A 10,426-nucleotide genomic window follows, 5' to 3' on the forward strand; every position below is an offset into this window, starting at 1 on the left:
CCTCACAGGGGGCGTGACATGCGTCACCCGGTGGCGAAAAAGGGCCCGTACGACGTGGTCGTACGGGCCCTTCAGGTCACTCGGACCTCACTCGGCGTCAGCCGTTGCGCTTCCAGCGCGGCTTGTCCTCGCGGCGGCCGAAGGAGCCGTTGCCGCGGTGGTCGTCACGGCGGCTGTAGGGGCGCTCGTGGCCGCCGGAGCGGAAGCCCGGGCGGTCGTCGCGGCGGTCGCGGTTGAACGGGCGGTCGCTGCCCCGGTGCCCGCCGCGCTCGTCCCGGCGGAAACCGCCACGGTCGCCACGGTCGCCGCGGTCCCGGTCGAAGGACCGGCCGCCGCGGTCGTCACGACGGTCACGGTCGAACGGACGGCGGTCGTCACGGCGCTCGAAACCACGGGCACCACGGTCGTCCCGGCGCTCGAAACCACGCTCACCACGGTCCCGGTCGAAGGAGCGGCCACCGCGGTCGTCACGGCGGTCGTCACGGCGGTCGCGGTCGAAGGGACGGCGGTCGTCACGACGGTCACGGTCGAACGGACGGCGGTCGTCACGGCGCTCGAAACCACGGGCACCACGGTCGTCCCGGCGCTCGAAACCGCGGCCACCGCGGTCACCACGGTCGTCGCGACGGTCGTAACCACCGCGCTCGCCCCGCTCCTCACGGCGCTCGAAGCCCCGCTCACCGCGGTCCCGGTCGAAGCCGCGCCGCTCCCGGCGCTCGTACGGCGCCGAAGCCGCCGGACGCTCCTCGCGCTCGGTCTCTCGCTGCGCCGGCTCCTCGGCCACGGCCGCGAGCTCCTCCGCCGCCGTCGCCTGGGCCTCGGCCACCGCCACCTCGGGGTCCTCGCCGCGCTCGCGGGCGACCCGGGCGACCAGCCGGTCGGACTCCTCGCGCAGCTCGGTCGCGCGGCGCTGGGCGCGCTCCAGCTGCTTGGTGAGCTGGGCGACCTCGCGCTCGGCCTGCTGGGCGGCGTTGGCGGCGGACTCGGCCTGGACCTCGGTCATCGAGCGGGCGCCGGTGATCTCGGCGACCTCCGGGTCGAAGGTGGCGCCGCCCTGGATGATGTGGCGGGCCGCGTCGACGCCGGCGTCCTCCATCAGGCGGAAGATCTGGCGCCGCTGGTGCGGAAGGGACAGGGAGACGACCGTGCCGGTGCGGCCCGCTCGGGCGGTGCGGCCGGCGCGGTGCAGGTAGTCCTTGTGGTCGCCGGCCGGGTCCACGTTCAGGACCAGGTCGATGCCGTCGACGTGGATACCGCGGGCGGCGACGTCGGTGGCGACCAGGACGTTGACGTACCCGTCCTTGAAGTCGGCCAGGGTGCGGGTGCGGGCGCCCTGGGTCATGCCGCCGTGCAGCGCGTCGGCCTTCACGCCGGCGTCGCGCAGCTGCTCGGCGACGCGGTCGGCGCCCAGCTGGGTGCGGACGAAGATGATCGTGCGGCCCTTGCGGGAGGCGATCGCGGCGGTGACCGGCGCCTTGTCCTTGGGCTTCACGATGAGGATGTGGTGCGACATGGTCGTCACCGCGCCCTGGGCCGCGTCCACCTCGTGGGAGACGGGGCTGTTCAGGTAACGGTCGACGAGGGTCTGGATCTCGTTCTCCATCGTGGCGGAGAAGAGCATGCGCTGGCCGCCGGCCGGGACCTGGTCGAGCAGCTCGGTGACCTCGGGCAGGAAGCCCAGGTCGGACATCTGGTCGGCCTCGTCCAGGACGGCGATCTGCACGTCCTCGAGAGAGCAGGCGCCGCGGTTGATGATGTCGCGCAGCCGGCCCGGGGTGGCGACCAGGATGTCGACGCCGCGCTCCAGGGCGTAGATCTGGTTGCCCATCGAGGTGCCGCCGCAGACGACCTTCATCTTCAGGCCGACGACGTCGCCGTACGGCTGGAGCGCGTCGGCGACCTGCATGGCCAGCTCGCGGGTCGGGGTGAGGATGACGGCGCGGGGCCGCTTCTTCTCGGTGCGGCCGCCGGCCAGCTGGGCCAGGGTCGGCAGGCCGAAGGAGAGGGTCTTGCCGGAGCCGGTGCGGCCACGGCCGAGGATGTCCTTGCCGACCAGGGCGTCCGGGATGGTCGCGGCCTGGATCGGGAAGGGGGTCGTTACGCCGTTCTGCGCGAGCTTGCGCACGACGCCCTCGGGCAGGCCGAGGTCGGCGAAGGTGGTCTGGGGGGTGGTGTCAGCGGCCTCGGGGGCCTCGGTGATCTCGGACGTCGCGTCGGTGAGCTCCTTGTCGAGCTCGTTGAGCTCGTTCTCGGACACGACGAACTGATCAGTACTGGACACGGACATGCGAATGCGAAACCTTCCGGAGTCTCTTCGGCACGCGCCCGTCAACTCCGTGATTCGCTCACGACCGCCTCAATGCGGTCCGCCACGGCAAGGGAGAGTACGCGCCACACGGCGCGCTCTGCGGTGGCGCCGGGCAAATGGGATCAAACGATCTACCACCATACGCACCCACCACCCCTGAGCGCAAACCGGCTCCATATCCGCAGGTGAGCCACGTCTCCGGCACCGTCGGAGATCACGCCGCGACGTCCGCCCCGGGCGCCGGTGCCGGTTCGCGCTCGACGAGCTGTGTTCCCGTCCCCTCGTGGGCCGAGGAGGACGGCTCGGCCGACGGGGGCTCGGAGGTCGCGGGCGGCGGGGTGGAGGCGGGTGGCTCGGGTGGGGCGGAGGTGGCCGGCGCCGTCGGCGGGGCGTTGGTCGGCGCCGGGCCCCCGGGATCGGCGGTGGTGCCGGGCTTGCCGGGCTTCGCCGGGGCCGCGGGCGAGTCGCCCTCGCCGGACGAGGAGGTGGCCGACGGGGAGGCCGACTCCTCTCCGGGCTTCTTCTTGCCACCGTGCTCGTGTTTGCGGTCGCCCTCCTTGCCGTCGTGCCCGCCGGGGCCGCCGGCGCCGTCCCCCGGGCCGCCGTCGGGTGCCTCGCCGCCGTGCTGCCCCGCCGAGTGCGAGGGCCTGGCCCGGCCCGCGTCGTCACCCACGTTCACACAGCCGGCGGCAGCGGCGAGGGTCAGCACCGTGACGGTGAGCCGGACGGGTACGGACAAGGGGCGCACGGCGGCCACCTCCGGAGGCATGGAAAGGAGTCAACCTCCCCAACTCCCGCCGCCCACAAGAGGACACGCGCCCCGCACGCCTCCCCGCCCAACCACACGCCGATCGCAGCCACGCCGCCGCACACGCGTCGCCCGCCGGCCGGACACGCGTCGCTGCTCAGTCGGACACGCGTCGCTGCTCAGCCGCGGATGCATCGCGCCCGGCCGCGCACACGCGAGTTCTCGGCAGCACCCATATCACCGCCCGGCCGCACACGCGCCGGTACTCGGCCACACTCACGCCACCCCCGCCGCCCGCGCCCAAGAGCGTCTCACCCATACCCAAGGGTGTGCAGCCGGGCGTCGTCGATGCCGAAGTGGTGGGCGATCTCATGCACCACCGTCACCTCGGTCTCCACCACGACGTCCTCGCGCGACTCGCACATCCGCAGCGTCGGCCCGCGGTAGATGGTGATCCGGTCCGGCAGCACCCCCGCGTACCACTCGCCCCGGTCGGTGAGCGGCGTGCCCTCGTACAGGCCGAGCAGGTCGGGGTCGTCGGCGGGCGGTTCGTCCTCCACGAACACCGCCACGTTGTCCATGAGCCGCATCAGCTCCGGCGGGATCCGGTCGAGCGCCTCGGCGACCAGTTCCTCGAACTCCTCGCGCGTCATCTCCAGCACATGGTCATTGTCCGGTACGAAGGCCCGTACGAGAGCGGTGCGGCACCGCATATCCGCCCCCGTACACGGGCATACGGCCCCAATGGTCCGCGTCTCCGTCGCAGCCCTCCACACGATGACGAACCGCACGCGCATACGCCGCCGCGGCACCCGCCCGCTCCCCGCGCTGGAACTCGCCGCCCGCCCCCGCCCCTGGCTCCGCGGCCTGGGCCTCGCGGCCGTCGTCCTCCTCGGCGCCTGGCTGGGCCTGCTGATCGTCGGAAACGTACGGGCCCCGGTCGGCCCCATGAACACGACGATGGCACTACGCCCGTCGCTCACCGGCGGTACGAAGATCAACGTCTCGCCGCTGGGCGCGCTCACCCTGGACAGCCATGTGGCCCCCGTCCGTCTGGACGTCAACGTGGACCAGCTGGACCCGCTGCGCGCCCAGGCCCTGGTCGACCACCCCGAGCGAATCTCCGGCCTCCAGGACGAGGTCGCCAAGGACGTCGAGCACGGCACGCTGGACCTGGCGGTGCGCTCCTGCGTCGCCGTGGTCGCCGGCGCCACGGCCCTCGGTCTCGCCGTCTACCGCAGCCCCCGCCGCGCCCTGGCCGCCGGCGGCCTCGCCCTGACCCTGCTGGCCGCGTCCGGGGCGAGCGCGTACGCCACCTGGAACCCGAAGTCGGTCCTGGAGCCGAAGTTCTCCGGGCTGCTCAGCTCGGCGCCGGCGGTGGTCGGCAACGCACGCAGCATCGTCTCCGACTTCGACGTCTACCAGAAGGAGCTGGCCCGCCTGGTGACGAACGTGACGAAGCTCTACGACGTCACCTCCACCCTCCCGGCCTACCAGCCGGATCCCTCCACCATCCGGGTCCTGCATGTGTCGGACATCCACCTCAACCCGGCGAGCTGGAAGATCATCGCCTCGCTGGTGGAGCAGTACAAGGTGAACGTGATCGTCGACTCCGGCGACACGATGGACCACGGTGTGGCGGCGGAGAACGGCTTCCTGGACCCGATCCGGGACCTGGGCGTGCCGTACGTCTGGGTGCGGGGCAACCACGACTCCCGGATCACCCAGCGCTATCTGGAGCGGATGAAGAACGTGCACGTCCTGGACGACGGCCGGGCGCGGACGGTCGCGGGACTGCGTTTCGCGGGCATCGGCGACCCGCAGTTCACCCCCGACCGCTCGGTGGTGCCCGGCGGGGACGCGGCCGAGCGGCTGGCGGGCGACCGGCTGGCCAGCGCCCTGCGCGACCAGCGGGCGACCGGCACCCCGGTCGACGTCGCGATCGCCCACGAGCCGTCGGCGGCCCGTGAGACGGACGGCGAGGTGCCGCTGGTGCTGTGCGGCCATCTGCACCACGAGGGGGACGAGATGCTGCCCTACGGCACCCGGCTGCGCATGGAGGGTTCCACGGGCGGGAGCGGGCTGCGGGCGGTCGAGCACAAGTACCCCGCGCCCATCGAGGCCTCGATCCTCTACTTCGACCGCGACAGCCACCGTCTCCAGGCCTGGGACGCGATCAAACTGGGCGGACTGGGCGAGACGACGGCCGAGGTCAGCCGCCATCTGGCGGACGAGAACCGACCCAGGACCACACCTTCCCCGGGCACCCCCTCCCCCTCTTCCCGCACCTCGTCCGCCCCCTCGCCGTAAACCGTTTTGGCGATACTCCCCGCCATCCCATATGCTTCTCACGTCCCCGACGCGCTGAGAAGCGCCCAGGCGGGCCGATAGCCCTCATCGTCTAGCGGCCTAGGACGCCGCCCTTTCAAGGCGGTAGCACGGGTTCGAATCCCGTTGGGGGCACGCAATACCGTGTGCGACACTGTTGCACGCAAGCTTGGTCCTGTGGAGCAGTTTGGAGTGCTCGCCACCCTGTCAAGGTGGAGGCCGCGGGTTCAAATCCCGTCAGGACCGCTGGTGTTTCACATGAAACACCATGGCTGGGTAGCTCAGTTGGTACGAGCGTCCGCCTGAAAAGCGGAAGGTCGCCGGTTCGACCCCGGCCCCAGCCACAGCCGCCCCACTAGGGCAAACACCCCCTCCGGGATATCCCGGAGGGGGTGTTTTCGTGTCGGCTACGCCAACCGGTACGCCAACGGTCTCGCCGCTACAGCGTGTCGCTGGCCTTGCGGTGGTCGACCACCGTGTTGGGCCCTGGGCTCATGATCGTCTCGTGGCCGTCCTCAGACCTCACCCTGTACGGCGGCGCTCCGTCCGGCCCGAGAACTTCAACGATCTCCACGACGTGATCCTGCTTTCCGACGACGCGTCCGTGGACGACGAGCCGATCCCCTTTGCTGGCTTTCACAACGTTCTCCCTCAGGTAGAGATGCGCGTCACTTCGAAACCCACAGTGGCGCCCGCAACCGTGGATTCCAGGGATTCCGCAACAAGATCACCTGTACGGGCAGGTCCCGCTCGCCTGGCTGCCGATCCAGGTATCAGGTGAGGGTGTCGCCAAGCTTCCGGAGCGCCTTCCGCTGCTCGTCCAGGGAGGCATGCGCGTAGACCTTCATGGTCATTCCGATGTCGCTGTGCCCAACGATCTGCCGGACGATGGGGGCGGCACCCCGAGATCCAGCAGCAGCGAGACGGCCGAGTGCCGGAGATCGTGAAACCGGATCTCCAGACCGAGACGTTTCCGGAGCGAGTACCGGCTACGCCGGAGGTTGTCCGGCTCCAGCGGGGTGCCGATGCGGGAAGAGCAGCGCGGCGCGGTGGTCATGGGTCGTGCTGGATGTCTCCAGTTCCTTGGTAGGCGCGCGGGTCGTAGACCACGCTGGCGTCGTCCAGGTCCATCAGGCGGCGGGCGGGCTTCGGTCGCGGCGCGGGCGATGTCGTCGGGGCAGGCCTCTCAGCGAGGGCCGTGCGGTATAGCAGGGCGGCTTTGCGCAGGAAGTACTCCCGGTCCAGGCCCTGAGCGATGGGGGCGTTGGCGCTCGTGCCGGCGGTCCATCCGAGTTCGTCGCTGATGCTGGGGGCGGCGGCGTATGCCTGCTCGGGCGTCGCCCACGACTGACCGGCGGGGCGGTGGTCGGCGGTGACGTGCAGGCGGATGCGCTCGCCGTCGCGGGTCCGGTGCCGGCGGACGGCGCCGGTGGTGAACGCGGTGCTCAGTGCGGTGGTGACGCGGTGAGCGTCGACCGGGTCGCGAATGATGCGGATCTCGAACACAAACTGTCCTTCCGTGGTAGGTAGTCGGGCATGACGGATGGACGGCGGACAGCCGGGTACGGGACGCCCCGTTGGGTACGCCGCTTGGTGATGCTGGGCATCGCTGTGCCGTTCTACGGCTGCGCCGCCGCTGTCTCGCACTTCTGGGTGGGACAGTCGTGGAGCGACGCTCTGCCGATGGCCGTGTCGCTGGGAGCCGCGTGCCTGATCACTCTTGAGGTCCTGGCGACCAGAGACCACGGGCGGACTGGCCTGGACAGCCGCTGAAGTCCGGGTGCGCACGCGGGCGTCGGTGCCGACGACGGCGGCGATGTCGGCGAGCGGGTCACGCTTCTCGCCCCGGTCGATGGCGTGCGGGTTGGTGACGCTGTCGCGCATCGCCTTGGCGCGAGCGGCGATCACCTTCGCGTCGTCGGTGCTGATGTAGTGCGTGCGCACCGTGATGGACGACTGGCCCTTGGGGATCTCGATGCCGTCGGAGGCGACGACCAGGGCTCCTTGTCCAGCCCCGGGCGCAGCAGGTTCGGGGCCGCGCCGCCGTCGACGGCCTTGTCACCGAGCGCCACGCGTGCCTGTGACTCGGTGCCCGGCGCGAGCGATGCCCGCGTGTGGGTGCCCTCCCGGACCAGCTTGGGAAGGTCGGTCGGGTCCTGGGTGCCCTGCCACAGCAGCGCGTTGACCGTGTGTCCCTGGTTGTGCATCTTCCTGGCGGCCATGAAGTACCGGGAGGTGGAACCGGAACCGCCGTAGGGCCGCTTGTCCTCGTCCACTGTGCAGGTGAACGACGTTGCCGCTCATGGCGGGCAGACTCCTGACTGCCCCGCATCGGGGCGAAGCTCAGGAAGAGCAGGGGCGTTGCGCGCGGGCCGGGCCGGTAGGGGCCCGGCCGTGGTGGTCACCACCAGCGGGAGGGCTTCTTCGCCACGTTGGCCTTGGCGGCCTCGGTCACGATCCACTGCCGCTCGATCCGCAGAGCCGTGATTTCCGAGATCAGTCGGGTCTCGGCGCTCTGCCATGCGCTGTCGAGCTTCTGGTCCGCGCTGGCGGTGTCGTTGCCCCGGGCACGGCGGCCGCACCAGCGAGGGCCGCTAAAGTCGCCCGCATGGGTGGGGAAACCGAGGCGCGAAGCGTTCAAAGAACCAAGAACCGCACGTGCCTGAAGTGCGATGAGCCGCTGCCGGACAGCGCACGGCGCATACCGCGCCTGTTCTGCTCGTGGCGCCATGCGACATCGGGCGTGTTGATGACCGTGTTCATCGTCATCGTGCTGCTCGTGCGACTGTCTCACTTGTGGGCGCTGTTCGACTGAGCCGACCAGGGCCAGGCGCCACCGCTATCCCGGCAGCGCCCCCGTCAGACGGCCACTCGCTTCCACCCGGCCCGCAGGCGGACCTCGGAGGCGGAGTGGCCGGCCGCTCGGAACCGGGATGCCATCTCCCGGTAGGACAGGGCCGGATCTTCGCTGTGGCGGATCTCGTCCACCAGCGCATCAAGCGCCTCATCCGAGAGGGCGGGCCCTTCCAGCGCGGGCGCCGCAACCGGCTCGTCGGGTCGCTACAACGCCCGCTGATCCATCCCGCTCACGGCTTCGCGATCTCGCAAGCCGTACCCAACGACGTGATTCATGCCTCCGAGCGGCTTGCATCACACGGCTTCACAAGCCGACTCATCCCAGAGAGCACCCAGGGCACCCCGCATCGAGCCGGTGACACGGCCAGCACGTCTTGCGCGCAGGCCCGAAGCCTGCCCGATCCGCCGGGGCGGTTCGCACCCTCAACCGCGAGCAAGCCGGTCACCCGGTTGCTCCTCACCGCGCGTGCACCGGGCCGACCGGCGTGATCCTGAAGCTCTGAGCCGAGCGACAGTCGCGGACCTGACAGGAGCTGGCTATGGCAGACCGTACATGGGCGCCGCACCCCGCTCCCCCGCCGGAGGTACTCCCGGAGTTGGATCTCCCCGAGCCCGGCCGGCAGCGCCGCTGGACCGTGCTGCTGCGCTGGCTCCTGCTGATCCCCCAATACATCGCCCTGCTCTTCCTGTGGATCGCCGCGTCCGTCGTCATGGTCGTCGGCTGGTTCGCCGCCCTGATCACCGGACGGCTACCCGAACCGATCGCCTCGTTCCTGACCGGCTACCTCGTCTACGCGACCCGCGTCACCGCCTACGCGATGCTGTTGGTCGACACCTACCCGCCGTTCGCCTTCCTGGCGCCCGACCACCCCGTCCAGGTCGAGGTCCATCCCGGGAAGCTCAACCGCCTCGCCGTCCTGTTCCGCATCATCCTGCTCGTCCCCGCCGCCGTCGTGGTGGAGCTGCTCATGTACGGCTGGTACGTGATCTGCCCCATCTTCTGGCTCATGGTGCTGATCCGCGGCCGGATGCCGCGCCCGCCGTTCGAGGCGACCGCCGCCACCGCCCGCTACAACATGCGCCTGTACGCCTACCTGATGATGCTCACCGCGGCCTACCCCAAGCGGCTGTTCGGCGACGCGCCCGCCCCTGGCGAGCAACCCCGCTCAGCTACCCGCCCGCTGCTGCTCAGCGGCGCGGGCAAAGCCCTGGTCGTCCTGTTCCTAGTTCTTGGGGCCGCGCTCTTGATCTTCAACGGACTCATCAACGCCACCACCAACACCAGCACCACCTCACTGCCTTCAGCCGCCTCCCAGACCAGCCCCCGTGAAGGAGTGGTGACACGACTTGGCGTACGCCAACAGCAGCGCACAACCACGGCTGTCGGCCGTCCCCGGCACCCTCTATGATCAGGCCGCGCCCCACCTGGACGCGGCCTGAACAGCGGAAGGTCGCCGGTTCGACCCCGGCCCCAGCCACAGCCAGAAGGCCCCGTTCAGCGAACGGGGCCTTCGTCGTAGGGGGACATTCATGGCCGATGACTTCCGGGGCTTCGACATCGCTCGGCGTGGTTACGACCGCGCCCAGGTGGACGCCTATCTGACCCGGCTGGCCGAAGGTACGGCATCCGGGGCACCGCCACTCTTCGACATCGTCCGGCGTGGGTATGACCGTGCCCAGGTGGACGCACGGGTCGCACAGCTGCTGAATGGGGGGACGGGGAGATGAGCCAGGACCAGGCCGCAGCCGTGACGGGGGAAACCCAGCTGGAGAAGGTCCGGGCGCGATACGGGCTGCTCGCGGTCATCGTCAGCAATGTCGCGATCGTCGCGGTCGCGATCGTCGGGGTGTGGCGGCTCGACGGGGACAAGTCCGTGATCGTCGGCATCCTGACCGCCGCGTTCACCGCGGTCAGCAGCATGACCACCGCCTACCTGGGCATCAAGGCCGTCTCCAACACCGCGCGTTCCATCGCTCTCGGGGACGGTGGCCGATCCGCCCGTCAGCACGGCGCGCCGGCAACCACCAAAGCTCCGGAGCCCACCACGGTTCCCCCCGCGCCGCCCGCACAGCGCACCACGTCCTAGAAGGCTCATGAAGATCTTGGTGAGGGGCTGTCCGGCCGTAGGCCGGGCAGCCCCTGTTCGCTATGCGGTGGCAGGGGCGAGTTGCCAGGTGCCGCCAGT

11 protein-coding genes, 3 tRNA genes and 2 pseudogenes are annotated in these 10,426 nt (G+C 70.6%); 8 read left to right on the forward strand and 8 right to left on the reverse strand.

Annotated features, from left to right (window positions below):
- Positions 1-97: 97 nt before the first annotated feature.
- From AB0M27_RS35125 to AB0M27_RS35135, 3 genes are all read right to left on the reverse strand, one after another.
- Complete coding sequence (locus AB0M27_RS35125) at positions 98-2,287, reverse strand: DEAD/DEAH box helicase (protein ID WP_365727960.1); 2,190 nt, start codon at positions 2,285-2,287, stop codon at positions 98-100.
- Between the two features lie 235 nt (positions 2,288-2,522).
- The gene (locus AB0M27_RS35130) at positions 2,523-3,077 is read right to left on the reverse strand and encodes a hypothetical protein (protein WP_365727961.1); all 555 of its coding nucleotides are present in this window, start codon (positions 3,075-3,077) and stop codon (positions 2,523-2,525) included.
- A gap of 290 nt (positions 3,078-3,367) precedes the next feature.
- Positions 3,368-3,718 (reverse strand): metallopeptidase family protein, encoded by a 351-nt coding sequence (locus AB0M27_RS35135; RefSeq protein WP_365727965.1) that lies wholly within the window; start codon positions 3,716-3,718, stop codon positions 3,368-3,370.
- A 115-nt stretch (positions 3,719-3,833) separates the two neighbouring features.
- Here AB0M27_RS35135 and AB0M27_RS35140 point away from each other — a divergent pair, with 115 nt between their 5' ends.
- The 4 genes from AB0M27_RS35140 to AB0M27_RS35155 all read left to right on the forward strand — a co-directional run bounded on the left by AB0M27_RS35140 (position 3,834) and on the right by AB0M27_RS35155 (position 5,728).
- Complete coding sequence (locus AB0M27_RS35140) at positions 3,834-5,366, forward strand: metallophosphoesterase (protein ID WP_365727967.1); 1,533 nt, start codon at positions 3,834-3,836, stop codon at positions 5,364-5,366.
- 80 nt (positions 5,367-5,446) lie between these two features.
- Positions 5,447-5,519 (forward strand) — tRNA-Glu (locus AB0M27_RS35145).
- A gap of 36 nt (positions 5,520-5,555) precedes the next feature.
- A tRNA-Asp gene (locus AB0M27_RS35150) sits at positions 5,556-5,630 on the forward strand.
- Positions 5,631-5,654: 24 nt separating this feature from the next.
- Positions 5,655-5,728, forward strand: a tRNA-Phe gene (locus AB0M27_RS35155).
- Positions 5,729-5,823: 95 nt separating this feature from the next.
- Here AB0M27_RS35155 and AB0M27_RS35160 read toward each other — a convergent pair.
- Positions 5,824-6,024, reverse strand: coding sequence for a DUF1918 domain-containing protein (locus tag AB0M27_RS35160; protein ID WP_365727969.1), 201 nt, complete (start codon positions 6,022-6,024; stop codon positions 5,824-5,826).
- A gap of 413 nt (positions 6,025-6,437) precedes the next feature.
- The gene (locus tag AB0M27_RS35165; protein WP_365727979.1) at positions 6,438-6,890 is read right to left on the reverse strand and encodes a hypothetical protein; all 453 of its coding nucleotides are present in this window, start codon (positions 6,888-6,890) and stop codon (positions 6,438-6,440) included.
- A 90-nt stretch (positions 6,891-6,980) separates the two neighbouring features.
- Between AB0M27_RS35165 and AB0M27_RS35170 the strand changes: the two genes are divergently transcribed.
- Complete coding sequence (locus tag AB0M27_RS35170) at positions 6,981-7,157, forward strand: hypothetical protein (protein ID WP_365727981.1); 177 nt, start codon at positions 6,981-6,983, stop codon at positions 7,155-7,157.
- Positions 7,158-7,163: 6 nt separating this feature from the next.
- Here AB0M27_RS35170 and AB0M27_RS35175 read toward each other — a convergent pair.
- The 3 genes and pseudogenes from AB0M27_RS35175 to AB0M27_RS35185 all read right to left on the reverse strand — a co-directional run.
- Positions 7,164-7,657 (reverse strand): annotated as a pseudogene (locus tag AB0M27_RS35175) (ATP-binding protein); the annotation flags it as partial.
- Positions 7,658-7,785: 128 nt separating this feature from the next.
- Positions 7,786-8,025, reverse strand: a complete 240-nt coding sequence (locus tag AB0M27_RS35180; RefSeq protein WP_365727971.1) for a hypothetical protein — start codon at positions 8,023-8,025, stop codon at positions 7,786-7,788.
- 218 nt (positions 8,026-8,243) lie between these two features.
- Positions 8,244-8,441, reverse strand: a pseudogene (locus AB0M27_RS35185) (protein spdB); the annotation flags it as partial.
- Positions 8,442-8,779: 338 nt separating this feature from the next.
- Here AB0M27_RS35185 and AB0M27_RS35190 point away from each other — a divergent pair.
- The 3 genes from AB0M27_RS35190 (at position 8,780) to AB0M27_RS35200 (ending at position 10,327) form a co-directional block, all read left to right on the forward strand.
- Entirely contained in the window at positions 8,780-9,649 is an 870-nt protein-coding gene (locus tag AB0M27_RS35190) for a DUF4389 domain-containing protein (protein WP_365727973.1), read from the forward strand.
- Positions 9,650-9,770: 121 nt separating this feature from the next.
- The gene (locus tag AB0M27_RS35195; RefSeq protein ID WP_365727974.1) at positions 9,771-9,968 is read left to right on the forward strand and encodes a DivIVA domain-containing protein; all 198 of its coding nucleotides are present in this window, start codon (positions 9,771-9,773) and stop codon (positions 9,966-9,968) included.
- Positions 9,965-10,327, forward strand: a complete 363-nt coding sequence (locus tag AB0M27_RS35200; RefSeq protein WP_365727976.1) for a hypothetical protein — start codon at positions 9,965-9,967, stop codon at positions 10,325-10,327. The genes AB0M27_RS35195 and AB0M27_RS35200 overlap by 4 nt, the downstream gene beginning before the upstream one ends.
- The last annotated feature ends 99 nt before the right edge of the window (positions 10,328-10,426 follow it).

The organism is Streptomyces sp. NPDC052107 (assembly GCF_040680215.1).
Lineage (GTDB): Bacteria > Actinomycetota > Actinomycetes > Streptomycetales > Streptomycetaceae > Streptomyces.

Bases quoted from the DNA above. Each gene is read 5' to 3' on its own strand.
- AB0M27_RS35140 (WP_365727967.1), top strand. From the start codon at position 3,834: ATGACGAACCGCACGCGCATACGCCGCCGCGGCACCCGCCCGCTCCCC.
- AB0M27_RS35195 (WP_365727974.1), top strand. From the start codon at position 9,771: ATGGCCGATGACTTCCGGGGCTTCGACATCGCTCGGCGTGGTTACGAC.
- AB0M27_RS35190 (WP_365727973.1), top strand. From the start codon at position 8,780: ATGGCAGACCGTACATGGGCGCCGCACCCCGCTCCCCCGCCGGAGGTA.
- AB0M27_RS35170 (WP_365727981.1), top strand. From the start codon at position 6,981: ATGCTGGGCATCGCTGTGCCGTTCTACGGCTGCGCCGCCGCTGTCTCG.
- AB0M27_RS35125 (WP_365727960.1), bottom strand. From the start codon at position 2,287: ATGTCCGTGTCCAGTACTGATCAGTTCGTCGTGTCCGAGAACGAGCTC.
- AB0M27_RS35200 (WP_365727976.1), top strand. From the start codon at position 9,965: ATGAGCCAGGACCAGGCCGCAGCCGTGACGGGGGAAACCCAGCTGGAG.
- AB0M27_RS35130 (WP_365727961.1), bottom strand. From the start codon at position 3,077: ATGCCTCCGGAGGTGGCCGCCGTGCGCCCCTTGTCCGTACCCGTCCGG.